The organism is Bordetella bronchialis (assembly GCF_001676705.1).
Taxonomy (GTDB): Bacteria; Pseudomonadota; Gammaproteobacteria; order Burkholderiales; family Burkholderiaceae_B; genus Bordetella_C; species Bordetella_C bronchialis.
Genome location: NZ_CP016170.1, coordinates 170,660 through 194,773 on the forward strand (window position 1 = coordinate 170,660; position 24,114 = coordinate 194,773).

General features: G+C 66.7%; 30 protein-coding genes and 1 tRNA gene. 3 read left to right on the plus strand and 28 right to left on the minus strand.

Translation table 11 applies throughout. From position 1 onward, the window contains the following. The first annotated feature begins 29 nt into the window (after positions 1-29). Positions 30-1,259, plus strand: coding sequence for a hypothetical protein (locus BAU06_RS00745; RefSeq protein WP_066342976.1), 1,230 nt, complete (start codon positions 30-32; stop codon positions 1,257-1,259). A gap of 29 nt (positions 1,260-1,288) precedes the next feature. Here the strand turns inward: BAU06_RS00745 and BAU06_RS00750 are convergent. From BAU06_RS00750 to petA, 6 genes are all read right to left on the minus strand, one after another. After that, positions 1,289-1,364 (minus strand) — tRNA-Thr (locus BAU06_RS00750). A gap of 96 nt (positions 1,365-1,460) precedes the next feature. Further along, positions 1,461-1,922 (minus strand): ClpXP protease specificity-enhancing factor, encoded by a 462-nt coding sequence (locus BAU06_RS00755; protein WP_066357614.1) that lies wholly within the window; start codon positions 1,920-1,922, stop codon positions 1,461-1,463. Positions 1,923-1,932: 10 nt separating this feature from the next. Then, the gene (locus BAU06_RS00760; RefSeq protein ID WP_066342981.1) at positions 1,933-2,544 is read right to left on the minus strand and encodes a glutathione S-transferase N-terminal domain-containing protein; all 612 of its coding nucleotides are present in this window, start codon (positions 2,542-2,544) and stop codon (positions 1,933-1,935) included. Between the two features lie 127 nt (positions 2,545-2,671). Further along, positions 2,672-3,526 (minus strand): cytochrome c1, encoded by an 855-nt coding sequence (locus BAU06_RS00765; RefSeq protein ID WP_197509405.1) that lies wholly within the window; start codon positions 3,524-3,526, stop codon positions 2,672-2,674. 19 nt (positions 3,527-3,545) lie between these two features. Further along, entirely contained in the window at positions 3,546-4,934 is a 1,389-nt protein-coding gene (locus BAU06_RS00770) for a cytochrome b (RefSeq protein WP_066342986.1), read from the minus strand. Positions 4,935-4,995: 61 nt separating this feature from the next. Further along, a complete protein-coding gene (gene petA / locus BAU06_RS00775) occupies positions 4,996-5,616 on the minus strand; it encodes a ubiquinol-cytochrome c reductase iron-sulfur subunit (RefSeq protein ID WP_066342988.1) in 621 nt (206 codons plus the stop codon). Between the two features lie 339 nt (positions 5,617-5,955). Between petA and mscL the strand changes: the two genes are divergently transcribed. Next, positions 5,956-6,417 carry a large conductance mechanosensitive channel protein MscL gene (mscL, locus tag BAU06_RS00780; RefSeq protein WP_066342996.1) on the plus strand — a complete coding sequence of 154 codons (462 nt, stop codon included), beginning with the start codon at positions 5,956-5,958 and terminating at the stop codon, positions 6,415-6,417. A gap of 26 nt (positions 6,418-6,443) precedes the next feature. On the opposite strand, the gene BAU06_RS00785 is transcribed toward mscL, so the two are convergent. Then, positions 6,444-7,220 carry a Nif3-like dinuclear metal center hexameric protein gene (locus BAU06_RS00785; protein ID WP_066343000.1) on the minus strand — a complete coding sequence of 259 codons (777 nt, stop codon included), beginning with the start codon at positions 7,218-7,220 and terminating at the stop codon, positions 6,444-6,446. 20 nt (positions 7,221-7,240) lie between these two features. Here BAU06_RS00785 and BAU06_RS00790 point away from each other — a divergent pair, with 20 nt between their 5' ends. Next, entirely contained in the window at positions 7,241-8,407 is a 1,167-nt protein-coding gene (locus BAU06_RS00790; protein ID WP_066343005.1) for a S1C family serine protease, read from the plus strand. On the opposite strand, the gene BAU06_RS00795 is transcribed toward BAU06_RS00790, so the two are convergent. From BAU06_RS00795 to mlaD, 21 genes are all read right to left on the minus strand, one after another. Continuing rightward, complete coding sequence (locus BAU06_RS00795) at positions 8,367-8,774, minus strand: helix-turn-helix domain-containing protein (protein WP_335617490.1); 408 nt, start codon at positions 8,772-8,774, stop codon at positions 8,367-8,369. The two genes, BAU06_RS00790 and BAU06_RS00795, sit on opposite strands and share 41 nt — an antisense overlap. A gap of 131 nt (positions 8,775-8,905) precedes the next feature. Continuing rightward, positions 8,906-9,721: a twin-arginine translocase subunit TatC gene (gene tatC / locus BAU06_RS00800; protein WP_066343011.1), complete on the minus strand. Its 816-nt coding sequence runs from the start codon at positions 9,719-9,721 to the stop codon at positions 8,906-8,908. Further along, complete coding sequence (tatB, locus tag BAU06_RS27295) at positions 9,718-10,353, minus strand: Sec-independent protein translocase protein TatB (protein WP_082993465.1); 636 nt, start codon at positions 10,351-10,353, stop codon at positions 9,718-9,720. The genes tatC and tatB overlap by 4 nt, the downstream gene beginning before the upstream one ends. 171 nt (positions 10,354-10,524) lie before the next feature. Next, complete coding sequence (gene tatA / locus BAU06_RS00810) at positions 10,525-10,749, minus strand: Sec-independent protein translocase subunit TatA (RefSeq protein WP_066343014.1); 225 nt, start codon at positions 10,747-10,749, stop codon at positions 10,525-10,527. 15 nt (positions 10,750-10,764) lie between these two features. After that, entirely contained in the window at positions 10,765-11,133 is a 369-nt protein-coding gene (locus BAU06_RS00815) for a histidine triad nucleotide-binding protein (RefSeq protein ID WP_066343017.1), read from the minus strand. 30 nt (positions 11,134-11,163) lie between these two features. Next, a complete protein-coding gene (locus tag BAU06_RS00820; RefSeq protein WP_066343021.1) occupies positions 11,164-11,514 on the minus strand; it encodes a phosphoribosyl-ATP diphosphatase in 351 nt (116 codons plus the stop codon). Further along, positions 11,511-11,915: a phosphoribosyl-AMP cyclohydrolase gene (hisI, locus tag BAU06_RS00825; protein ID WP_066343024.1), complete on the minus strand. Its 405-nt coding sequence runs from the start codon at positions 11,913-11,915 to the stop codon at positions 11,511-11,513. The genes BAU06_RS00820 and hisI overlap by 4 nt, the downstream gene beginning before the upstream one ends. Before the next feature lie 325 nt (positions 11,916-12,240). Next, on the minus strand, positions 12,241-13,053 hold the full coding sequence (hisF, locus tag BAU06_RS00830; protein ID WP_066343028.1) for an imidazole glycerol phosphate synthase subunit HisF: 813 nt from the start codon (positions 13,051-13,053) through the stop codon (positions 12,241-12,243). Beyond that, the gene (hisA, locus tag BAU06_RS00835; protein ID WP_066343029.1) at positions 13,050-13,793 is read right to left on the minus strand and encodes a 1-(5-phosphoribosyl)-5-[(5-phosphoribosylamino)methylideneamino]imidazole-4-carboxamide isomerase; all 744 of its coding nucleotides are present in this window, start codon (positions 13,791-13,793) and stop codon (positions 13,050-13,052) included. The genes hisF and hisA overlap by 4 nt, the downstream gene beginning before the upstream one ends. A gap of 81 nt (positions 13,794-13,874) precedes the next feature. Continuing rightward, the gene (gene hisH, locus BAU06_RS00840; protein WP_066343032.1) at positions 13,875-14,549 is read right to left on the minus strand and encodes an imidazole glycerol phosphate synthase subunit HisH; all 675 of its coding nucleotides are present in this window, start codon (positions 14,547-14,549) and stop codon (positions 13,875-13,877) included. Between the two features lie 158 nt (positions 14,550-14,707). Then, entirely contained in the window at positions 14,708-15,295 is a 588-nt protein-coding gene (gene hisB, locus BAU06_RS00845; RefSeq protein WP_066343033.1) for an imidazoleglycerol-phosphate dehydratase HisB, read from the minus strand. 84 nt (positions 15,296-15,379) lie between these two features. Continuing rightward, positions 15,380-16,483 (minus strand): histidinol-phosphate transaminase, encoded by a 1,104-nt coding sequence (hisC, locus tag BAU06_RS00850; RefSeq protein ID WP_066357617.1) that lies wholly within the window; start codon positions 16,481-16,483, stop codon positions 15,380-15,382. Positions 16,484-16,539: 56 nt separating this feature from the next. Beyond that, positions 16,540-17,844, minus strand: a complete 1,305-nt coding sequence (gene hisD / locus BAU06_RS00855; protein WP_066357620.1) for a histidinol dehydrogenase — start codon at positions 17,842-17,844, stop codon at positions 16,540-16,542. A gap of 78 nt (positions 17,845-17,922) precedes the next feature. Next, the gene (gene hisG, locus BAU06_RS00860) at positions 17,923-18,618 is read right to left on the minus strand and encodes an ATP phosphoribosyltransferase (protein WP_066343034.1); all 696 of its coding nucleotides are present in this window, start codon (positions 18,616-18,618) and stop codon (positions 17,923-17,925) included. A 10-nt stretch (positions 18,619-18,628) separates the two neighbouring features. Beyond that, positions 18,629-19,897 (minus strand): UDP-N-acetylglucosamine 1-carboxyvinyltransferase, encoded by a 1,269-nt coding sequence (gene murA, locus BAU06_RS00865; RefSeq protein ID WP_066343035.1) that lies wholly within the window; start codon positions 19,895-19,897, stop codon positions 18,629-18,631. Further along, positions 19,897-20,139: a BolA family protein gene (locus BAU06_RS00870; protein ID WP_066343036.1), complete on the minus strand. Its 243-nt coding sequence runs from the start codon at positions 20,137-20,139 to the stop codon at positions 19,897-19,899. Before BAU06_RS00870 ends, murA begins: the two co-directional genes overlap by 1 nt. A 5-nt stretch (positions 20,140-20,144) precedes the next feature. Beyond that, the gene (locus tag BAU06_RS00875) at positions 20,145-20,924 is read right to left on the minus strand and encodes an ABC transporter permease (protein ID WP_066357622.1); all 780 of its coding nucleotides are present in this window, start codon (positions 20,922-20,924) and stop codon (positions 20,145-20,147) included. A 29-nt stretch (positions 20,925-20,953) separates the two neighbouring features. Next, positions 20,954-21,751 (minus strand): ABC transporter ATP-binding protein, encoded by a 798-nt coding sequence (locus BAU06_RS00880; protein WP_066343045.1) that lies wholly within the window; start codon positions 21,749-21,751, stop codon positions 20,954-20,956. A 114-nt stretch (positions 21,752-21,865) separates the two neighbouring features. Continuing rightward, positions 21,866-22,492: an MlaC/ttg2D family ABC transporter substrate-binding protein gene (locus BAU06_RS00885; protein WP_066343052.1), complete on the minus strand. Its 627-nt coding sequence runs from the start codon at positions 22,490-22,492 to the stop codon at positions 21,866-21,868. 93 nt (positions 22,493-22,585) lie between these two features. Continuing rightward, entirely contained in the window at positions 22,586-23,488 is a 903-nt protein-coding gene (locus BAU06_RS00890; protein WP_082987897.1) for an MlaA family lipoprotein, read from the minus strand. Positions 23,489-23,603: 115 nt separating this feature from the next. After that, a complete protein-coding gene (mlaD, locus tag BAU06_RS00895) occupies positions 23,604-24,104 on the minus strand; it encodes an outer membrane lipid asymmetry maintenance protein MlaD (RefSeq protein WP_066343057.1) in 501 nt (166 codons plus the stop codon). Positions 24,105-24,114 lie beyond the last annotated feature (10 nt).

Sequence of the window (24,114 nt, forward strand, 5' to 3'; positions counted from 1 at the left end):
GCTGCGCCCATCAAGATCAGGAGACAGACGTGAACATCGCCGGCAAACCGGACGCACATTCCTCCCAGTACGTGGCTCAGCCGGCGCCGGCGCCGGACGCCAACGTCGGCATCACCCAGCGCGGGCACACCTTCACGACCCAGTCGGCCGTGCCGCCTGACGGCTGTGGCGGCGCGGCGCAGCCCCGTGCGCGCGCCACGCTGGCCCGCCGCGACAGCTGGAATCTGTTCGGTTTCCGCTGGCGCTTGCGCGGCCAGCGCATCGCCCGCAGCGCCGTACGCCACGCGGGCGGCACGGTGGAAAGCCTTTCCATGGCAAGGTCGGCCAGCGACACCGGCGTGACCTGTAAAGAGCCGGTACCCCTGCGCTTCGTGCCCCTGGTTGCTGGCGGCGGCTGCGCACCCGCGTGGGCGCCCGATGCGCCCGCCATGCAAGGCGCGACGGAGGGCGCGGCGCCCCGGCACGATCCCAGGCCCGGCGCGCGGGCGTCGTCCTGGCCGCATCGCCTGCTGTCTTCCATGAAGCACCGGATCCGCTATTGGACCGCGCCGGGAGAACACCGCAAGGCGCTGCGCATGACCTATTCGCGCGACAAGGTGATCGGCTCCACTTATGTATTCCTGAACGCCATACTGGCCGATGAGCCGCTAGCCAGGCACTTTGCCGAACTGCAAAGGCAGGTCCGGCGCCTGGACAAGCGCGTGGGCATGCAGGCCGGCATCAGCACCGACAGCGCGCAGGTGCTGCGCGAGGCCGCCGATCGCACGGCCTGCGCACGCCACCAGGTCAAGGACAAGATCCTGTCTTTTCCCCGCGAAGAACTGCTGCATGGCGCGTTGAGCTTGGGCGATTTCCGTCGTGCGGATGGCATTCTGCTGGCGCTGGAATCGCGCATGGTCATCGGCATCGCGCTCTATGGCGATGCATTGCGCTGCCTGGCCGCGCTGGACGTCGACCACGATGGCCTGTGCGAAACCATCAACGGAATCCTGGACACCGTCTCCGCGCGAGAGGCCGCGGCGGGCGCAGTCCAGCGCCAGCAGTGGCTGGACACCACGGTGGGGCGCTTGCCTTACCGGACGCTGGGACGTCTGCACACGGTACTGTCCCGGCAGCAATGCGGCGGCGTGCACCAGGCTTTCCTGGACGAACTGCTGGATATCGTCGAAGCGCGGACCGGCATCCCGCCTGGTACGCCGGGTTCCCACCACCATCCGACGCGCGACGAGCGCGGGCCGACGGAACGGCAAAGCCCGTAACGGCGCGGATGCGTCTGGTCGATGGGGAGTGGTGCCGGCTAGAGGAATCGAACCCCCGACCTTCGCATTACAAGTGCGCTGCTCTACCAACTGAGCTAAGCCGGCCAGGCGGTATGCCAAGGCGCCGGGCGGCGCGGCGAAACCGCGAAAGACGTGCATTGTATACGCGGCGGCATGGCTGTTCGCCGCGGCCGGGCGGCCTTATTTCACGATGGTCAGGCGCGGGCGTGGCGGCGGGTCGTCATCCTTGCCGCCGTCGGCCTTGTCACCCTGCGCGCCCTGGGCGGAGACGCCATCGCCCGCCGCCGCGGCGCCTTCGCGCGCGGGACGCGAGGCCGTGTCGTCGTCTTCGTCCTGTACCTCGAACCCCATGCCGGCGCCCGTTTCGCGGGCGTAGATGGCACTGACCGCCCCCACGGGAACGGACACCATCTCGATCACGCCGTTGAAGCGGGCCTGGAATTCGATGTACTCGTTGCCCAGGAGGAGCTTGTTCGTCGCCAGGTTGCCGATATTGAGCGTGATCTGTCCGTCGCGCACATGCGCGGGCGGCACCATGGTGCGGTCGTTCACCTGCACCACCACGTAAGGGGTGTAGCCGTTATCCGTGCACCACTCGTGCAGCGCGCGGATCAGGTACGGTTTGGTCGATGATTCACCCATGGATGCCATCCTAGCGACGCATCACCTTTTCGGAAGGCGTGAGCGCTTCGATATAGGCCGGACGCGAGAAGATGCGTTCCGCATACTTCTGCAGCGGCGCGGCGTTTTTCGGCAGTTCGATGCCGTAATGGTCCAGGCGCCACAGCAGCGGGGCCACCGCGACGTCCAGCATGGAGAACTCGTCGCCCAGCATGTACTTGTTCTTCAACAGCATGGGCGCCAGTTGGGCCAGGCGGTCGCGGATGTTCTGCCGCGCGCGGTCCAGGCGCTTTTCGTCGGGCTTGGCGTTGCGGTCTTCCAGCACCGACACGTGCACGAACAGTTCCTTTTCGAAGTTGTACAGGAACAGGCGCGTGCGCGCGCGCATGACGGGGTCGGCCGGCATCAGCTGCGGATGCGGGAAGCGTTCGTCGATGTATTCGTTGATGATGTTCGACTCGTACAACACCAGGTCGCGTTCGACGAGTATGGGCACTTGGCCGTACGGATTCATGACCGAAATGTCTTCCGGCTTGTTGTACAGGTCGATGTCCCGGATTTCAAAATCCATGCCCTTTTCGAACAATACAAAGCGGCAGCGTTGCGAAAACGGGCACGTGGTTCCGGAATAAAGCACCATCATGGCGGTAAGTCCTTGTATGAAAAGCGAAAGGCCAGCGCCGCCAATCTAGCAGGCGCTGGCCCCAATTGCCAGGGGGGGCGTTATGCCGGGGGCATGCACGACCCCGGCCCCTGTTTGGTTGGGCCGATTACCTCACGTGTTTCCAGTAGGAAGCGTTCAGCCGCAGGGCGACGACCAGGAACAGGCCCAGGAAGAGCAGCACCCAGACGCCGAGCTCCTTGCGGAACTGGGCCACCGGCTCCGACATCCACCCCAGGAAGGCGGTCAGGTCGGCGACGTCATTGTCGAATTGGGCGGATTGCGCCGCATTCGCAGCCTTGAAGGTGGCCGTGACGCTTTCGCTGCCGTGATAGCTGGCGACCGCATCTTTCTTGACCGTCGCGTAGCCCTGGGGGTCGTACACGGTGGTTACGCGTTCCCACCCGCCTTCTTCGCCCTTGCCTTCGGCGCGGTGCATGGCGACGGTGGTCAGCTCGCGCGGCCCCTGGCGTTCCCAAAGGACATGGGGCATGCCGACATTGGGAAATACCAGGTTGTTCCAGCCCGTGGGCCGGCTGGTGTCGCGGTAGAACGAACGCAGGTAGGTGTAAATGTAGTCGATTCCGGGCGCGCCTGCAGTCTGGGACTTGGCGCGGGCGATCACGGACAGGTCGGGCGGGGCCACGCCGAACCATTTCTTGGCGTCCTTGGGCGTCATCGCCACCGTCATCAGGTCGCCGACCTTCTGGCCCGTGAACAGCAGGTTCTTCTTGATCTGCTCATCGGTCAGGCCGATTTCCGTCAGCTTGTTGTAGCGCATGGACCCGGCGGCGTGGCAGTTCAGGCAATAGTTGACGAACAGCTTGGCGCCATTCTGCAACGACGCCACGTCGGCGACCCGGTTCGGCGCGGTTTCCAGGGGGTATCCACCTTCGGCGGCCAAGGCGGTGGCGCACGTGAGCATCAACGCCACGGCACCCATCAGCTTCTTGATCATGGTCATTCCGTTATGTGTGCAGGGCTCAGTGGGCGTGATAGACGACACGTTCGGGCACGGGCTTGAAGGTGCCCAGGCGGCTCCAGACGGGCATCAGGAAGAAGAACGCCAGGTAGTACAGCGTGCCGATCTGTGACGTCAGGTTCAGCGCCGGATTGGGCGGCTGCGTGCCGATATACCCCAGCACCAGGAAGTTGACCATGAAGATGCCATAGACCACCTTGTGCCAGTCAGGCCGGTAACGGATGGATTTGACGGGGGACTGGTCCAGCCAGGGCAGGAAGAACAGGATCACCACCGTACCGCCCATGGTGACGACGCCCCAGAACTTGGCATCCAGCACGCGCAGCAGCACCGCCACGACAATCAGCAGGACCGGCAGCACGATGCGGGCGATACCGCGCCCCTTGCCCTTGAGCAGCAGCGCCAGGGCACCCAGCACCGAGGCGCCGGACAGCACCCAGGTGAAGTCGTCCGTGGTGGCGCGCAGCATGGAATAGAAGGGCGTGAAGTACCAGACCGGCGCGATATGCGGCGGGGTCTTCAGGGAGTCGGCCGGGATGAAGTTGTTGTATTCCAGGAAGAACCCGCCCATTTCCGGGCCGAAGAAGACGATGGCCGCGAAAACGATCAGGAAACCGGCAACGCCGACGATGTCGTGCACCGTGTAGTACGGGTGGAAAGGCACGCCATCCAGCGGACGGCCGTAGCGGTCCTTCGGACCTTGCTTGATCTCCACGCCGTCCGGGTTGTTGGACCCGACTTCATGCAGCGCCACCAGGTGCGCCGCCACCAGGCCGATTAGGACCAGCGGGATGGCGATCACATGGAAGGCGAAGAAGCGGTTCAGCGTGGCGTCGGACACGACGTAGTCGCCGCGGATCCAGATGGCCAGGTCCGGCCCGATGAAGGGAATGGCGGAGAACAGGTTCACGATGACCTGCGCGCCCCAGTAGGACATCTGGCCCCAGGGCAGCAGGTAGCCGAAGAAGGCTTCGCCCATCAGACAGAGGAAGATGGCAACGCCGAAGATCCACACCAGTTCGCGCGGCTTGCGGTACGAGCCGTACAGCAGCCCGCGCAGCATGTGCAGGTAGACCACCACGAAGAACATCGACGCGCCGGTGGAGTGCATGTAGCGGATCAGCCATCCGCCCGGCACTTCGCGCATGATGTATTCGACCGACTGGAAGGCGCGCTCCGCGTCGGGCTTGTAGTGCATGACCAGGAATATGCCGGTGACGATCTGCAGGACCAGCACCAGCAGGGCCAGCGATCCGAAGAAGTACCAGAAGTTGAAATTCTTGGGCGCGTAGTATTCCGAGACATGGGCTTTCCATGTCGAGGTAGCCGGAAAGCGCCGATCCAGCCATCCCATGAAACCTGTCGATTCGACGGTCTTGTCGCCATCCATGAAGCAGCTCCTTTGCTAGTCGTGGCGTATCTGTCTAATGCGCGCGTATAGCGGCGCCCTGTCAGGCCTTGTTGTTTTCGTCGACACCGACGATGATGCGGGTGTCCGACTGGTATTGGTAAGGCGGCACTTCCAGGTTGTCCGGCGCGGGAACGTTCTTGAACACGCGGCCGGCCAGGTCGAAGACCGAGCCGTGGCAGGGGCAGAGAAAGCCATCGACGCCGGGCGCGACGTCATTCTGGCGATTCGGCGAGCACCCCAGGTGGGTGCAGATGCCGACGCAGACGAACAGGTCTTCCTTGCGGGACCGATAGGGGTTTTCCGCGAATGACGGGGTGTAGCCGGGGCGCTTCGAATCCGGGTCCGCAAGCAGGGAGGTGTCTTTTTTGAGTTCCGCCAGCTGTTCCTGGGTGCGGCGCAGGATCCAGACGGGCTTGCCGCGCCATTCCACGGTCATCATCTGGCCGGGCTGCAGCTGGCTGATGTCCACTTCCACGGGCGCGCCGGCGGCGCGGGCCTTGGCGGAAGGGGCGAATGTGCCGACAAACGGTACGGCGGTTGCTACACCGGCCACGCCACCGAGGGCACAGGCCGTCGTTACCCAGAAGCGCCGCGATGGATCAGGAGGCAGGTTGACAGGTGCTGCGCCTTCATCATCGGGATACATCGTAGTCTGACTCATCTTCCATCCTTGTTATGCGGCTACTGCGGATCATGCCTGGGCCGTGTAGCGTTCCCCTCCAGGGGATGTGGAATAGCAGTTGGCCCTGTACCTGGCCTTTCTTGCCGCCCCGGCGAGCCGGAAACGGTAAACAAACCGACGCATCGGCCGCAAAAAGCAGGCCGCCGCGCCTGAATACGGCGGCGCCCGGTGGGCCGTACGGCTTGTCGTTTCCGTACCGCCCATGCCTGGACGCCTTGACCGCTTGTCGTCTTTACTACTACTTGATGAGACGTAACGTCTTCGCAACCGCGTATTATAGCCTTAGCCCAATAACGGGCACATCGCAGAGGAGCCTGTATGAGTTTTCTGAAAGAATTCCGTGCTTTCGCCGTCAAGGGCAATGCCGTGGATCTGGCCGTCGGTGTCATCATCGGGGCGGCCTTCGGAAGAATCGTCGATTCCCTGGTGAAAGACGTCGTCATGCCGGTCATCAATTTCATCCTGGGCGGGGCGGTGGACTTTTCCAATAAATTCATCGTCCTTTCGATGCCGGCCAATTACAACGGGCCCATGACCTACGCGGACTTGACCAAGGCGGGCGCCAACGTATTCGCCTGGGGCAATTTCGTCACCATCGTGATCAACTTCATCCTGCTGGCTTTCATCATCTTCTGGATGGTGAAGGCCGTGGCGCGGGCGCGTGCCACGATGGAAACCAAGCACGACGAGCCCGGCACGCCGGCCGCCCCGCCCGCCGACGTGCAGCTGTTGCAGGAAATCCGCGACCTGCTGAAGCAGCAGCGCGGCCCCGTCGCCTGAAGGCCGGCCGCCGCCCGGCGCGCGGCTCAGACGGGGTTGTCGATGTCGACGAAGTCCACGCGGATGCCGAACTGGTCGGCGATCGCCTGTCCCAGGGCCTGCACGCCGTAGCGTTCCGTGGCGTGGTGGCCGGCGGCCAGGAAGGCGACGCCGGTCTCGCGCGACAAATGCACGGTCGGCTCGGAGATCTCCCCGGTGATGTAGGCGTCGGCGCCGGCGTCCACGGCGTCCGCCAGCATGCCCTGGGCGCCGCCCGTGCACCACGCGACCCGGCGGACCGGACGCTGTGGATCGCCGATGGCTTGCGGCGCGCGTCCCAGCCGCTCCGCGGCGCGCGCCGCCAACTGGCCGAAGTTCCCGATGCCGGGCGCGCTGCCTACCCAGACGAGGTTGTCCGGCCCGCAGGTGCGGGGCAGGCCGGCGGCGTCCAGCTCCGGCGAAAGTCCCAGGACCCGGGCCAGCTGCGCGTTGTTGCCCAGTCGTGGATGGGCGTCCAGCGGCAGGTGGTAGGCGAACAGGTTCAGGTCATGGCCCAGGGCCAGCGCCAGGCGCTGGCGGCGCGGGCCGCGTACGCGCGGGTCCTCGTTCTTCCAGAACCAGCCGTGATGCACCAGCACGGTATCCGCGCCGCGCTCGATGGCCGCGCGCAACAAGGCCTCGGAGGCCGTCACCCCGGCGATAATATGGGCGATCGACGCCTTGCCTTCCACTTGCAGCCCATTGGGACTGTAGTCGCGGAACCGGCCCGGTTGCAGGGTCTGGTCCAGCCAGTCGGCCAGTTCGCGGGTATCGATACTCTTCATTGCTTTACCTGATAAGGATCATGCGTCGACTCTGGCTGATATTCGCCCAGGCCGTCACGGTCAGTCTTGCCATTCTATTCGTGGTCAGCACCCTGCGACCCGACTGGCTGCGCCTGTCGGGTCCGGGCACGCCGCCGACCTCCCGGCCGGCGTCCCCGGGGACCGCGGTGGCGCCGGCCCCGGCATCCGTGGCCGACCTGACCTTCGCGCCGGCGGTGGCGCGGGCGGCTCCCGCCGTGGTGAACGTCTACACCGCCAAGCACGTCGACGTGCCCCTGATCCCGCTGCCGGACGATCCCATCATCCGCGAATTGCTGGGACAGGTGCCGGGCGTCAGCCGGCGCCATGAATCCACCAGCCTGGGGTCCGGCGTGATCGTGCAGGATCGCTACGTACTGACCAACTATCACGTGGTCGAGGCGGCCGACGCCATCGAAGTGGCGCTGGCGGATGGCCGCGAGACGCGGGCCCAGGTCGTGGGCGCGGATCCCGAGACCGACCTGGCCGTGCTGAAAATGCCGGAGGACATCGGCGCCGTACCGGTCGCCGCGCTCGGAAGCGACGGCACGCTGAAGGTCGGCGATGTGGTGCTGGCCATAGGGAATCCCTTCGGCGTCGGCCAGACGACCACCCAGGGCATCGTATCCGCGCTGGGCCGCAGCAGCCTGGGCCTGAATACCTATGAAAACTTCATCCAGACCGACGCCGCCATCAATCCCGGGAATTCCGGTGGGGCGCTGATCGACCAGCAGGGCCGCGTCGTCGGCATCAATACGGCCATCTATTCCCAGTCGGGCGGGTCCCTGGGGATAGGCTTCGCCGTGCCCATCGATACCGCCCGCTCGGTGATGGAAGACATCATACGCACGGGCTACGTGCGGCGCGGCTGGCTGGGCGTGGAGCCGCAGGACCTGACGCCCGATCTGGCGCGTGCGTTCAAGCTGGGTAGCCAGCGCGGGGTGATCATCGCCGGCGTGATGCGCGACGGCCCCGCGGGACGCGGCGGGCTGCGGGTGGGCGATATCGTGTTGAGCATCGACGGCAATGACGTGCGCAATACGTCTTCCATGCTGGCGATGATCGCGCTGCTGCCGCCGGGGCAGGAGGTGACGCTGGCCGTGCTGCGCGGCGGCCGGCAGATGGATCTCAAGGTGAAGATCGGCGTGCGTCCCCAGCGGCCCAGGTAGGCCGGTCGGCCAGCATGCGCACCAGCGCCACGATGTGGCGCCGCTCGGCTTCGGAAAGCCTGGCCATCAGCATGTGCAGTTCGGCGGCATCGCCGCCGCATTCGGGGTGGTAATGATGGGCGGCGCCCGGCTCGCGGACTTGCTGCACCGTGCCGCCACGCGCGGCCGGCTGCAGGCTTTCGTCGCCATCGCAGAGCCAGGCCGTCGTGGTGTCCAGGGCCCGGGCCAGGCGTGCCAGGGTGCTGAGCGCGGGCATATAGCCGAGGTCGCGCGTCAGGATGCGGTGGATGGAAGTCTGGGGCACCCCGGACAAACGCGCCAGTTGCCGCTGGCTACGGATGCCCCGCCAGCGCATGAGGGTTCGCAAGCGGTCCGCCATGGTCATCCCTGCAATGTACGATTGCAGTTCTGATGGCTCAAGGTAAAACAGTCTCGTTTATGGCGAAGCCTGGGCGGCCCCAGGCATGGGATCGCAAGCCCACAGGGCGCACGCCAGACCTACTGCCGGGGCGCGGTCTCGCTGCCAGGGCGCTCTGCCAGGGCGTTCTCGCTTTCCGGGTCCGCGACGCTGCTCTTGCTGACGAAGCGGGCGCAGATCAGGCCTAGCTCGAACAGCAGGCACAAGGGCACGGCCAGCATGAATTGGCTGACCACATCGGGCGGCGTGACGACCGCCGCAATGATGAAAGCCCCCACCACGACATAGCCGCGCGCGCTGCTCAATTTCTTGACATCCACGATGCCGGCCTTTACCAGCAGGACCACGGCGACGGGGACTTCGAAAGTGATCCCGAAGGCCAGGAACATCGTCATGACGAAGCTCAGATAGGCTTCGATGTCGGGCGCCGGGGTGATGGACTGCGGCGCGAAGGTGGCGATGAAATGGAAGACGGTGCGGAAGACGACGAAATAGCAGAAGGCCATGCCGGCCAGGAACAGGAAGGTGCTGGAAATGATCAGCGGCAGCGCCAGGCGTTTTTCGTGGCGGTACAGGCCCGGGGCGACGAAGGCCCAGGCCTGCCACAGCACCACGGGCAGTGACAGGACGAAGGCGGCCATCAGCGTGACCTTGACGGGCACCATGAATGGCGTGATGACGCCGGTGGCGATCATGCGGGTGCCTTCGGGCAGCGCGGCCAGCATGGGCCGGGCGAGCAGATCGTAGATCTTGGCCGCGCCGGGGAAAAAGAACAGCACGACGAAAATGACACCGATTACCGCGACGGCCCGCAGCAGGCGCGTGCGCAGCTCCACCAGGTGGGACATGAAGCTGTCTTCCTGGAGCTCTTCTTCTTGTGGCGTTTCCTGGCTCACGTTGTGCTACCGGTGGGCGTTGTCTGGGGTTTGGGCGTCGCGCCGTCCACGGCGCCGGCCGCGGGCGCTTGGGATGTCGCGGGCGGCGATGCGGGCGCCGCCGATGGCGCGGCGGCCGTTGAGGCATCGGATCCGGGATGGGTAGCGGGCGCGGTGGCCGGCGCAAGCGGCGGCGCCGCCGCAGGTGCTGCTGCCGTAGGAGATGCCGCGGCGGGCGCTGCCGGCGGTGTGCCGTCTGCCACCGGGCCAGCCTGGAGGGGCTGGCCGTCCGTGGGCGGTTCGGACAGCGCGGGGGTCGCCGCAGCCTGCATGGAAACCGCGCTGGTTGCAGCCTTGGCGGCTTCGTCCAGCTCCTGGCGCAGGGCCTGGGCGGGCTCGCGCAGCGAGGACTCCGCGTCGCGCAGCGAGGTCTGCACGGACTGCGCGGCGGTTTCCATGTCGGTCTTGAACTTGCGCAGTTCGTCCAGCTCGATTTCGCGCCGGATGTCGCTTTTCACGTCGTTGACGTAGCGCTGCGCGCGGCCCAGCAGATGTCCTACCGTGCGAGCGACCTTGGGAAGGCGTTCCGGTCCGATGACGATCAAGGCGATGACGCCGATCACCATCAGTTCTGAGAAACTGACATCAAACATACGACGGCCATGAAAAAGAGAGGATGCCCCTTTCGTCCCGGATAGGTCGTCCCGGACGGGATGTCCCGGACGGGATGTCCGGGGCAGTGCCCGCGCGGGGAAAGGTGCGCGTCGGGCGCCGGGCGGTGCGGCCGCGCGGGCCGATAACCGCCGTTACGCCGCGGGCCGGGTTCAGGAATGCGTTTTTTCCTTCGCCTGGACGTCGATGGTTTCGCCGGAAACACGTTGCTGCTGCGAGGGCTCGACCGGGTCGCCATTGGCGTCCCGCATGCCTTCCTTGAAGCCCTTCACGGCGCCACCCAGGTCGCTGCCGAAGTTGCGCAGCTTCTTGGTGCCGAAGATCAGAGCGACGATGACCAGAACGATCAGCCAATGCCAAATGCTAAAACTGCCCATGACGGTTCTCCGTGTTCATGCGTTCGGGGCTACGCGGCCTTTCCAGGGACGCGAACCGCCAATAATGTGGAAATGCAGGTGCGGGACTTCCTGCCCGCCTTCCGCGCCGGAATTGACCAGAACGCGGAACCCGCCTTGGGGCCCCGGGTTGCAGCCGTTTTCCGCCGCCAAACGAGGGGCCAACGCCATCATTCTACCCAACCAGCCGGCGTCGCCCGCGGTCACGTCCTGCATGGAGTCGATATGCCGGCGCGGGATGAGCAGCAGGTGGACCGGCGCGGCGGGATTGATGTCGTGGAAGGCCAGGAATTCCTCGTCCTCGTAGACCTTTTTCGACGGGATCTCGCCGCGGCTGATTTTGCAGAAGATGCAGTTATCGCTCATGTATCTCGCTCCGTGGGCCTTGCGTCGCCGTCAGTCGGCGGGCCGGGCCGCCTTTTCGGCCAGTCCCGACAGGCCTTCGCGTCGCGCGAGTTCCGCCAGGACATCCTCCGGCCGCAGATTGTAATGAGTCAGCGCGACAAGGCAATGAAACCAGAGGTCGGCCGTTTCGCTGACGATGCGGTCGGGCACGCCGTCCTTGGCGGCCATGACCAGTTCGGTTGCTTCCTCGCCGATCTTTTTCAGGAAGGCGTCGGGGCCCTTGGCCAGCAGTTTGGCGGCGTAGGAGGTGCCCGGGTCGCCGCCGCGATCGGGGCGGCGCGTGGCCAGGGTGTCGGCCACGCGTCCCAGGACGGCGGCGCTGCGGGGATCGATGTCGCTCATTTGTAGATCAGTTCCGGATCCTTCAGGACCGGGTCGGTGGTTTCCCAGCGGCGTTCGCCGCCCTGCCCGTCCAGGCGCCGGAAGAAGCAGCTGGCGCGTCCGGTGTGGCAGGCGATGCCGCCCTGCTGGTCCACCTTGAGCAGCACCACATCGCCGTCGCAGTCCAGGCGCAATTCCTTGACCTGCTGGGCGTGGCCGGATTCCTCGCCCTTGCGCCACAGGCGCTGGCGCGAGCGCGACCAGTACACCGCGCGGCCGGTGGCGGCGGTTTCGGCCAACGCCTCGCGGTTCATCCACGCCACCATGAGAATCTGGCCCGTGTGCGCATCCTGCGCGATAGCGGGGATCAGGCCCTGCGCGTCGAAAACCACCTCGCCCAGCCAGGCGGCATCGTTGTCCATCTCAGTCATCCATCGCCCTTCGCGTCACCCAAGCCGCACAAAAACACTCCAGCCCCACAACCGACGCCACGGATCCGGCTCTGCCGGTTCGCCACTGAACCACGTCCCATCCCGTCCACAATACCCAAAAGAAACAGGTGCGGCCCGATCGGGGACGCCACGGATCCGGCTCCGCCGGTTCGCCACTGAACCACGTCCCATCCCGTCCACAATACCCAAAAGAAACAGGTGCGGCCCGATCGGGGACGCCACGGATCCGGCTCCGCCGGTCCGTCGGCGTCGCCCCCCTTGAGGGGGGAAGCGCGCAGCGCTTCGGGGGGTGGGCCTACAATCTTACTTCAATGCCCCGTTCGGCCATGTAGTGCTTGCATTCCTCCACGGTGTGTTCGCCGTAGTGGAAGATGCTGGCGGCCAGCACCGCGCTGGCGCGGCCGATGGTGACGCCGTCGGCCAGGTGCTGCAGGCTGCCCACCCCACCGGAGGCGATGACGGGCACCGGCACGGCGTCGGACACCGCGCGCGTCAGCGCCAGGTCGAAGCCGGACTTGGTGCCGTCCTTGTCCATGCTGGTCAGGAGGATCTCGCCGGCGCCGTATTCCGCCATGCGGCGGGCCCATTCGACGGCGTCCAGGCCCGTGGGCTTGCGGCCACCGTGGGTGAAGACTTCCCAGTGTTCGCCGCCATCGGCGGCCGTGGCGCGGCGTGCGTCGATGGCCACCACGATGCATTGGGAACCATGGTAGTCCGCAGCCGCCCGTACCAGTTCAGGGTTGGCGACCGCCGCGCTGTTGATGCTGATCTTGTCCGCGCCGGCGTTCAGCAGGCGCTGGATGTCCGACACCTGCCGTACGCCGCCGCCGACCGTCAGGGGGATGAAGACCTGCGAGGCGACTTGTTCGATGATGGGCAGGATCAGGTCGCGGCCGTCGCTGGTGGCCGTGATGTCCAGGAAGGTGAGCTCGTCGGCGCCCTGTTCGTTGTAGCGGCGCGCGATCTCGACGGGGTCGCCCGCGTCGATCAGGTTGACGAAGTTCACGCCCTTGACCACACGGCCGGCGGTGACGTCCAGGCAGGGAATGATGCGCCGCGTCAGGGCGTTGGGCCCGGCGCTGGCGCCGGGCGAGGCAATACTGTTCATGACTTGGCCAATTCGTCCGCGCGGGTCTGGGCGGCCTGGAAATTCAAGGCGCCTTCGTAGATGCTGCGGCCCAGGATGGCGCCTTCGACGCCTTCTTCTTCCACCGCGCACAGGGCCTCGATGTCCTGGATGCCCGCGATGCCGCCGGAAGCGAAGATCGGGATGCGCACATGCTTGGCCAGGCGCACCGTCGCGTCGACGTTGACGCCGGACAGCATGCCGTCGCGGCCGATGTCCGTGTAGATGATGGCCTCGCAGCCGTAGTCCTCGAACTTGCTGGCAAGGTCGAGCACGTCGTGGCGGGTGAGCTTGCTCCATCCGTCGGTGGCGACCTTGCCGTCGCGGGCGTCCAGGCCGACGATGATGCTGCCCGGGAAGGCGCCGCAGGCGTCGTGAAGAAAGCCCGGGTTCTTGACCGCGGCGGTGCCGATGATCACGTAGGAGATGCCGTTGTCGAGATAGCGCTCGATGGTGTCCAGGTCGCGGATACCGCCGCCGATCTGGACCGGGATTTCGTCGCCGACGGCGTCCACGATGGCGCGGATGCTGGCCTCGTTGCGCGGCTTGCCGGCGACGGCGCCGTTCAGGTCGACCAGGTGCAGACGCCGCGCGCCTTGTTCGAGCCAGTGCGTGGCCATGGCGACTGGGTCTTCGGAGAACACCGTTGCATCGTCCAGGTCACCCTGGCGCAGGCGGACGCAACGCCCGTCTTTGAGGTCGATGGCGGGGATCAGAAGCATAGTGAATAAGGCGCGTTGGAAAGTCGGTTTACTGGAAACGGATGGGGGGCCGGCGCGATGGAGCCGTCGCGTCGGCGGATATCAGGGGCGCCAGTCTACAAAGTTCCTGTACAGGCGCAGGCCATGCTCGGCGCTTTTCTCTGGGTGGAACTGCACCGCGAAAATGTTAGCCGCCGCCACCGCGCAGGTAAAGGAACCGCCGTAATCGGTTTCCCCAACGGTCAGGGCGGGGTCCGCCGGCACGGCGTAATAACTATGCACGAAGTAGAAATGGGTGCCGTCCGGAATGCCGGCCCAGATAGGATGAGAGCGCGTTTGCCGCACTTTGTTCCAGCCCATGTGCGGGACCTTCAGGCGCTCGCCGGGCGGTGCCGCGGTGGCCGGGTCTTCGTAGGCGCCGATGGGCGAGGCGTACTGCGGGCCGCTGAACCGGTGCACGACGCCGGGGAAAATGCCCAGGCAGATGGTCGGGCCTTCTTCGCTGGTGTCGAACAGCATTTGTTCGCCCACGCATACGCCCAGCAGCGGTTTACTGCGCGCCGCGCGTACGACGGCTTCGCGCAGGCCGGATTCGTTGAGCGTGCGCATGCAATCGGCCATGGCGCCCTGTCCCGGAAACACGACCCGGTCCGCGGCGTCGATATCCGCCACGGTGTTGGAAATGCGGATATCGGCGTCCGGGGCGGCGGCGGCCAGGGCACGTGCCACGGAGTGGAAGTTGCCCATGCCGTAGTCGACGATAGCGATGGAAGTCACGAGATTTCTGCCTGCGTGTTCGTAAGAAGGATGGGCCGCGCCGGGCTATCGGACGGCGAGCCGGCGAGGCCGCCCTGGATCGCGCCGCGTCAGGCCGGGCCGCCCCTGACCGTATTCGGCCGCGCCGCGGCCAGCCGCGCGGGAGGCGTGCAGGCCGGTCACAGCACGCCCTTGGTGGAGGGCACCACGCCCTGGTTGCGCGGATCGCGCTCCATCGCCATGCGCAGCGCGCGGCCACAGGCCTTGAACACGGTTTCGCACTGGTGGTGGGCGTTCCTGCCGCACAGATTGTCGATGTGCAGGGTGATCAGCGCATGGTTGACCAGGCCCTGGAAGAATTCGCGTGTCAGGTCGACGTCGAAGTCGCCGATGCGCGCGCGCGTGAAGGGCACATTGAATTCCAGGCCCGGACGGCCGGAGAAGTCGACCACGACGCGCGAGAGCGCTTCGTCCAGCGGGACATAGGCGTGGCCGTAGCGCATGATGCCTTTCTTGTCGCCGATCGCCGCGGCAATGGCCTGTCCCAGCGTGATGCCGACGTCTTCCACGGTGTGGTGCGCATCGATATGCAGATCGCCCTCGGCCTTGATGTCCAGGTCGATCAGGCCGTGGCGGGCGATCTGGTCCAGCATATGGTCCAGAAACGGAACGCCGGTGTCGATGGTCTGGCGCCCGGTGCCATCCAGGTTGACCGCCACGCGGATGCGGGTTTCGTTCGTGTTGCGGGTAATGTCTGCGGTACGCATGGTGGTGGTCTGTTGCGTCGGCGGTTTCCGGTAGGGCGGTAAGGTCCGGCGCGGTTGGTATGGATGCTTTCGAAAGGGACGGCGTCAGGCAAGGATGTCGCGCAGGGCCGCGATCAACGCGGCATGTTCATCGGGGGTGCCCAGCGATATGCGCAGGCAATCGGCCAGTGCCGCTTCGCCGCCGGGGAAATTGCGCACCCGTATTTTGCGCGTTTTCAGGGCCTGATGCACGGCGTTGCCGCCCATCTTGCCGGAAAAGCGGGCAAGAAGGAAGTTGGCGGACGAAGGATACACGGTCACGCCGGGCAAGGCCGCCAGGTCGCGGGCCAGATCGTCCCGCGAGGCCCGCAGGCGGCGGGCCTGCTCATCCAATACGTCCTTGTGCCGCAGCACGGCCAGCATGACGGCTTCGGTCAGCACGTCCACATTGTAGGGCGGCCGCAGTTTGTCGATCTCGGCGATCCAGGCAGGCGCGCCCGCCAGGTAGCCGAAGCGCAGGCCGGCCAGGCCGATCTTGGAGAGCGTGCGCAGGACCACGGCGTTTTCCAGCGTGGCCGCGCGCGGCATCCAGGTGCCGTCGGCGAAGGGCTGGTAGGCCTCGTCGATCACGACCAGCCCGGGCGCGGCGGCCAGGACGGCTTCGATGGCCTCGTCGGGCCAGCGCCCGCCCGTGGGGTTGTTGGGCACCGCCAGGAAGACGACCTTGGGACGATGCGTGCGGATCGCGGCCAGCATGGCCGGCAGGTCGAACCCGAAGTCGGGCGTCAGCGGAACGCCGATGAAGCGGGCATGGTGGAAGCGCGCCGACAGGTCGAACATGACGAAGGACGGCACCGGCGAAAGCACGACGTCGCCCGGGGCGCAGCAGGCCTGGATGACCAGGCTGATCAGTTCGTCCGAACCGTTGCCGAACAGTAGCGCCGCGGCATCCGGCACGCCGAAAGCGGCCCGCACCGCGGTCTCCAGGGCGTCGTGGCGGGCAGCCGGATAGCGATTCAGCGGCGTGGCGCGAGCCGCCGCCGCGATGGCTTCGCGCACCTGGTCCGGCAGGCCGTAGGGATTTTCCATCGCATCCAGCTTGATGCCGTCGTCCGCATGGCCCACGGCGTAGGCGGACAGCGCCCGGATATCGGGCCGGACGGTGGCGGCGACGCGCCGGGCCACGGACGCGGCGGCCGCGGCATCCATGGGGCGCGCGGCATCGGGGCGCGGGTCCGCCCGCCCGCCGGCGGGCTCGGCGGCATTCATGCCTTGTCGAGCCGGTATTCGGCGCTGGCGGCGTGGGCCTGCAGCCCTTCGCCATAGGCCAGATCGGCGGCGATGCGGCCCAGCGCCTGGGCGCCCTGTCGCGAAACCTGGATCAGGCTGGAGCGCTTCTGGAAATCGTAGACCCCCAGCGGCGACGAGAAGCGCGCGGTGCGCGAGGTGGGCAGCACGTGGTTGGGGCCGGCGCAGTAGTCGCCCAGCGATTCGGACGCATAGGGCCCCATGAAGATGGCGCCCGCGTGGCGGATGCGCTCCACCCAGCGTTCGGGCGACTCCGTGGAGATTTCCAGGTGTTCGGGGGCGATGTCGTTGGCGATGTCGCAGGCTTCTTCCAGGTCGCGCACCAGGATGAGCGCGCCGCGCTTGCCCAGGCTTTCGCGCAGGATATCGGCGCGCGGCATGCCCGGCAGCTGGCGGTCGATGGAGGCCGCGACTTCGTCCACGTAGGCGGCATCCGGGCACAGCAGGATGGCCTGCGCCAGTTCGTCGTGTTCCGCCTGGGAAAACAGGTCCATGGCGATCCAGTCGGCGGGCGTGCGGCCGTCGCAGATGATAAGGATCTCGCTGGGACCGGCGATCATGTCGATGCCCACCGTGCCGAAGACGCGACGCTTGGCGGCGGCGACATAGGCGTTGCCCGGGCCGACGATTTTGTCCACGGCCGGGATGGTCGCCGTGCCGTAGGCCAGCGCGCCGACGGCCTGCGCCCCGCCGACGGCGAAGGCGCGATCCACGCCCGCGATGGCCGCCGCGGCCAGCACCATGGGATTGCGCACGCCGTCCGGGGTGGGCGTGACCATGATGAGCTCCGGCACGTCCGCCACCTTGGCGGGTATCGCGTTCATCAGCACCGATGACGGGTAGGCGGCCTTGCCGCCCGGCACATACAGGCCCACGCGATCCAGCGGCGTGATTTTCTGGCCCAGCATCGTGCCGTCGGGCTCGGTATACGTCCAGGTCTGTCCGCGCTGTTTTTCGTGGTAGGCGCGCACGCGGCGCGCGGCGGCCTCCAGCCCCTGGCGCTGCGCGGCCGGCAAGGACGCCAGCGCGGCGTCCCAGCTGTCGCGCGGGATTTCCAGCGCTTGCACGGTATCGGCCTGCACGCGGTCGAAGCGGCGGGTGTATTCCAGCAGCGCGGCATCGCCCCGATGTCGCACGTCCGCCAGGATATCGGCCGCGGCGCGGTCGATGGATTCATCCTGCGCGGCCTCGAAGGCCAGCAGGGAAGACAGGGCGGAAGCGAAGCCGGGATCGCGGGAGTCGAGGCGATTGATGGTGGTCATGGCGTACCCCTTCGGGGCGTAATGGCCGCGCATCCCGGCGGAACGGGCGCGCGGCTGTGTGCGGATTTCAAGCGCCTATCATGCCACACGGGCGGCGCTGGCCCGGTCGAAGGCGTCCAGCAGCGGCTGCAGGCGCGCGCCGCGCGTCTTCAGCGCTGCCTGGTTGACGATCAGCCGCGAGGAGATCGGCATGATGTCTTCCACGGCCACCAGGTTGTTGGCGCGCAGCGTGCCGCCGGAGGAGACCAGGTCCACGATGGCGTCGGCCAGGCCGACCAGCGGGGCCAGCTCCATGGAGCCGTACAGCTTGATCAGGTCCACGTACACGCCCTTGGCGGCGAAATGCTCGCGGGCCGCCTGCACGTATTTGGTGGCCACGCGCAGGCGCGCGCCCTGGCGCACGGCGGTCTGGTAGTCGAAACCGGCCGGCACGGCGACGCACAGCCGGCACTTGGCGATGTTCAGGTCGATGGGCTGGTACAGCCCGCCAGGATGCGCGGCGGCATGTTCCAGCAGCACGTCCTTGCCGGCGATGCCCAGGTCGGCCGCGCCGTACTGCACATAGGTGGGGACGTCGGAAGCCCGCACGATGATCAGGCGCAGGCCCGGATCGCTGGTGGGGATGATCAGCTTGCGCGAGTGTTCGGGATTTTCCGCGACCTCGATGCCGGCTTCCGCCAGCAGGGGCAGGGTTTCCTCGAAGATGCGGCCCTTGGACAGCGCCAGCGTGAGCGGCGCGGGGTCGGCGGGCGATCGGGTATCTGCTTGATTCATGGCGGCGTCCTTATGCCGGGGCGCGTTCGGATACGCGTTCGATGCGCGCCCCCAGCGCGCGCAGCTTGCGCTCCATCTGCTGGTAGCCGCGGTCCAGGTGGTAGATGCGGTCGACCAGGGTTTCGCCGTCCGCGACCAGCCCGCCGATGACCAGGCTGGCCGAGGCCCGCAGGTCGGTGGCCATGACGGCGGCGCCGGACAGGCGCGGCACGCCGCGGACCACGGCGGTGTGGCCGTCGATATCGATGTCGGCGCCCATGCGTATGAGTTCCTGCACGTGCATGTAGCGGTTTTCGAAGATGTTCTCGACGATGACGCCGGTGCCTTCGGCCACGGCGTCCAGCGCCATGAACTGCGCCTGCATATCGGTGGGAAAGCCCGGATATTCGTGCGTGCGCACGCCGACCGCGCGGGGCCGTCCGGCCATGCGCGCGCGGATCCAGTCATCCCCGGTTTCCAGCGCCAGGCCGGCTTCGGCCAGTTTGTCCAGGGTGGCGCCCATGTGGGCCGCCTGCGTGGCGCGCAGCGTGATATCGCCGCCCGCCGCGGCGACCGCGCACAGGAAGGTGCCGGCCTCGATGCGGTCCGGAATGACGCGGTGCGAGGCCCCGTGCAGGCGCTCCACGCCGTCGATGACGATGCGGTCGGTGCCATGGCCCTGGATGCGCGCGCCCATCTTGATGAGCAGTTCGGCCAGGTCGACGACTTCCGGTTCGCGGGCGGCGTTTTCCAGCACGGTGCGGCCCTCGGCCAGCGTGGCGGCCATCAACAGGTTTTCCGTGCCGGTCACCGTGACCATGTCGGTGCGGATGGACGCGCCCTTCAGCCGCCTGGCCCGCGCGATGACGAAGCCGTGCTCGAGCTTGATGTCGGCGCCCAGCGCCGCCAGTCCCTTGATGTGCTGGTCCACCGGACGCTGGCCGATGGAGCAGCCGCCCGGGAGGCTGACGCGCGCCTCGCCGAATCGCGCCAGCAGCGGTCCCAGCACCAGGATGGAGGCGCGCATGGTCTTGACCAGTTCATAGGGCGCTTCCAGGTTGTCGACCTGGTCGGCCCGGATGTCGACCTGGCCGTCGGGCTGGCGTTCGGCGCGCGCGCCGACGCGGCCCAGCAGGCGCAGCATGGTGGAGATATCGTTCAGGTCGGGAACGTTCCGCAGCGCCAGCGTATCGGCCGTCAGCAGGCCCGCGCACAGGATGGGCAGCGCGGCGTTCTTCGCGCCGGAGACGACGACTTCGCCATGCAGCGGCAAGCCGCCGGTGATGCGCAGCTTGTCCATTACCGACCCGCCTTGTATTCGTCCGGCGTCAGGGTGCGCATGGACAGGGCGTGGATCTCGGCCTTCATGCGGTCGCCCAGCGCGGCGTAGACCAGCTGGTGCCGGGCGATGGGGCGCTTGCCCTCGAAGGCGCTGCTGACGATGACGGCGTCGAAATGGGACCCGTCGCCCTGCACATCGATATGTTCACAGGGCAGTCCGTCGGCGATGTATTGGCGGACCTGCTCGGGCGTCGGCAACATGTTCGTCAGTTCCTCAATTTGTAGCCGCTGGCCAGCAGTCTCAAGGCATAGGCGGCCAGCGCCAGGAAAACACAGCTGACCACCGCCAGGCTGCGCCAGGGCGAGACATCGGAAACCGAGAAGAAGCCGTAGCGGAAGCCGTCGATGGTATAGAAGATGGGATTCCAATGCGACACGCCCTGCCAGAAGGCCGGCAGGGTGTGGATGGAATAGAACACGCCGGACAGGAAGGTCGCGGGCATGATCAGGAAGTTCTGGAAAGCGGCCAGCTGGTCGAATTTCTCGGAGAACAGGCCGGCGACGATGCCCAGGCTGCCCATGATGCCGCAGGCCAGTATGCCGAAGATCAGCACCCACAGCGGATGGGCCGGCGTCAGCGGTATGAAGAACAGCGCCACGATCCACACGCACAGCCCCACGGCGATGCCGCGCGCGATGGCCGCGATGACGTACGCGAAATAGATATCCCGATGCGACAGCGGCGGCAGCAGGATGAACACCAGGTTGCCCGTGATGCGGCTCTGGATGAGCGACGACGAGGGATTCGCGAAGCCGTTCTGCAGCATGCTCATCATCATCAGCCCGGGAATCAGGAAGGATGTGTAGGGCACGGTGCCGTAGACCTGCACGCGGTCCTGCAGTACCTGTGCGAAGACCAGCAGGTAAAGCAGGGCGGTGATGACCGGCGCGGCGATGGTCTGGAAGCTGACCTTCCAGAAGCGCATGAGCTCCTTGCGCAGCAGCGTGGGAAAACCCGAGCCGGCGGGCTGGACCGCGTCCAGCATGGGTGTGCGGGCGGCGTCGAGCGGTGCGTTCACGAGACGACCTCCGTCAGCTGCGTATCGTCCTCGCGGTGCATGATGCGCACGAAAGCGTCTTCCAGGTCCACGCCGCCCACGCGCGCCAGCAGCGCCTGCGTGGTGTCCAGCGCCACGATGCGCCCGCCCTTGAGCATGGCGATGCGGCCGCACAGGGCTTCGGCTTCTTCCAGGTAATGGGTGGTCAGCATGATGGTGTGGCCGGCCTTGTTCAGGCGCGAGATGAATTCCCACAAGGTGCGGCGCAGGTCCACGTCCACGCCCGCCGTGGGCTCGTCCAGCACGATGACCGGCGGGCGATGGACCAGCGCCTGCGCGACCAGCACGCGCCGCTTCATGCCGCCCGACAGCGCGCGCATATTGGCGTCGGCCTTGTCGGACAGGCCCAGGTTGGACAGGATTTCGTCTATCCAGTCATCGTTGTTGCGCAGGCCGAAATAGCCCGACTGGATGCGCAGCGTCTCGCGGACCGTGAAAAAAGGGTCGTAGACCAGTTCCTGCGGCACCACGCCCAGTGCGCGGCGCGCCAGGCGGTAGTCCCCCTGCACGTCGTGTCCACAGACGCTGGCGCTGCCCGCATTGGGCTTGACCAGCCCGGCCAGGACGGAGATCAGGGTGGTCTTGCCCGCGCCGTTGGGCCCCAGCAGTCCGAAGAATTCGCCAGGCTGGATGTCCAGGCTGACGTTCTTGAGCGCCTGGAACCCCGGCGCGGAGGGGCGGCCTAGCCACTTCTTCCAGGCGGGCTGGCGCGGGGCATAGGTTTTGGAGACGTTCTCGAGACGGACGGCGGACATGATGCGGGGACACAGCCCGGAAAGAGCCAATACGCCATTATAAGACGACGCCCGGGTTTTCCCGGGCATGGCCTTGGGCCGCGCAGGGTTGCCCCGCGCGGCCGGCGTGCCCTTTTACTGGGCGTTGCGCTGGTTCAGCGCCTTGATCAGGCCGTCGATGCCGTTTTGATTGATCTCTTGCGCGAACTGGTTGCGGTAGTTCTGGATCAGCCAGATACCTTCGACATTCAGGTCGTAGATCTTCCAGCCGGCGGCGGTCTGCTCCAGTCGGTAGTCCACGCCCACCGACTGGCCGTTGGACTGGTTGATCGTGCTGCGGACCACGGCATCGTTGCCGTCCACGTTGGATCCCGTCACTTTGATATTGGTGCCGTTGTCCACGCGGGTCAGCGCGCCGCTGTAGGTGCGCACCAGCGTGCCCTTGAAGGCGTCGGCCAGGGCCGTGCGCTGTTCGGGCGTGGCCTGCCGCCAATACCGGCCGGCGGCCAGGCGGGTGGTCTTTTCGAAGTCCACATAGGGCAGGATGTATTGGTTGACGACTTCGTTGACCCGGCGCAAGTCGCCATTCCTGACGCCGCCGTCGGTCTTGAGCACTTGCAGGGCCTGGTCGGCGGTTTGCTGGACGAGCTTGTCCGGCGAGTCCTTGGGATTGGGCGCGGCATGGGCCGACCACGCCAGGGCCAGGCCCAACAGCGCGCTCATGCCAAGACGTTGCAACAGGGAAAGGGGGTAGAACCGCATGCTTGCTCCTTCTGAATTCCTGGTAAGGAAGGCCGGGGCAGGCCCCGGGGCCTGCCGGGCGGGAAATCCCGCCCCCTTCCGCGGCGGGCTGGGTTACTGGCGCGCCGGCGCTTTCGATCCGGCGGGCGCGCTGCCAGCGCCCGCACCGCCTATGCCCGGGCCCGCAGGGGCCGCCGGGCTGGCACCCGCACCAGTAGCGCCGGTGGCGCCACCGGCGCCGGCCGGCTTGCCGCTGGCGGCACCGTTGCCGTTTTCATCGCTGTCGTCGTCGTAGTCCGGCAGGTTGCTGGCGTCGCCCGCCTTGCGCCCCAGGACCATCGCGGCGCGCCGCTGCAGATACGCGTCGCGCACGAAGCTGTACGGATCCAGGGCCACGCGGTCCACCGTGTCGGTGGCGTCCAGCAGGCTGGCGCGGCGGTCCACCACCCACAGGCCGTACAGCGAGTTGCGCACGGGCACGTTTTCGATGGCGCCGACGCTGGTCCACTGGTTGCCGACGAAGTCGCCCGCCAGGCCGGCGGTGTCGCGTATGGTGCTGGAGCCCCAGAAAGGCAGCACCAGGTAGGGGCCCTGGCCGACGCCCCAGACGCCCAGCGTGGTGCCGAAGTCGTTGGGGATGCGGTTCGCGCCATTGGCGGTGGCCACGTCGAAGCAGCCGCCCACGCCCATGGTGGTATTGAACAGGAAGCGGCCGAAGGTATTGATGGCATCGACGCCACGGCCTTGCAGCATGCTGTTCGCCGCCGCCCAGATGTCGGCGACGTTATTGAAAATGTTGTGGATGCAGCTTTGCACCGGCTGCGGCGTGACCTTCGTGTAGCCGACGGCGATCGGCCGCAGCACGGCGCGGTCGACCTTGTCGTTGAACGTGTAGACGCCGCGATTGAAACCTTCCCAGGGATCGCGCGGATCCGGGTTCTGCACGGTGGCGCAGCCGGCCAGCCCGGCGCCCGCGGCCGCGATGGCGAAAATTCGAGTCAGGGTGTTCTTTTTCATTGGGTCGTGTTTCTTGGGTGACAGCCTGTCGGCCGATCGGGCTCGCTGCAAGCCGCGCCTGCCCTCTTCCCCTGGGCGCGTGCCGGGCGATCTCGTCGGTATAAGGATAATGCCCTCAGTGCGTTTGCGGCGCCGGCGCGGCGCCGGCCGGAGCCGATCCCTGCTTTTCCGCCGTGCCGTAAAGGAACTGGCTGATCAGGTTCTCCAGGACGACGGCGCTTTGGGTATACCGGATTTTGTCGCCGTTCGCAAAGTTGTCTTCGTCGCCGCCGGCCGTCAGGCCGATGTATTGCTCGCCCAGCAGGCCGGCCGTCAGGATGGCCGCCGACGAATCCTTGGGAAACTGGAAGTCGGCGTCCATGCTGAGGGTGACGACGGCCTGGAAGCTCTTGTCGTCGAAGCGGATGCGGCTGACGCGGCCGACGACGACGCCCGCGCTCTTGACCGCGGCGCGTTCCTTCAGGCCGCCGATGTTGTCGAACTGCGCGGTCAGGTCATAGGTGGGGGCGAAGGAAAAGGCGCTGAGATTGCCGGCGCGCAAGGCCAGGAATACCAGGGCCGCGGCGCCGAGCAGCACGAACAGGCCTACCCAGAAATCGGTTTTTTGACGTGACATGAAGAATCCG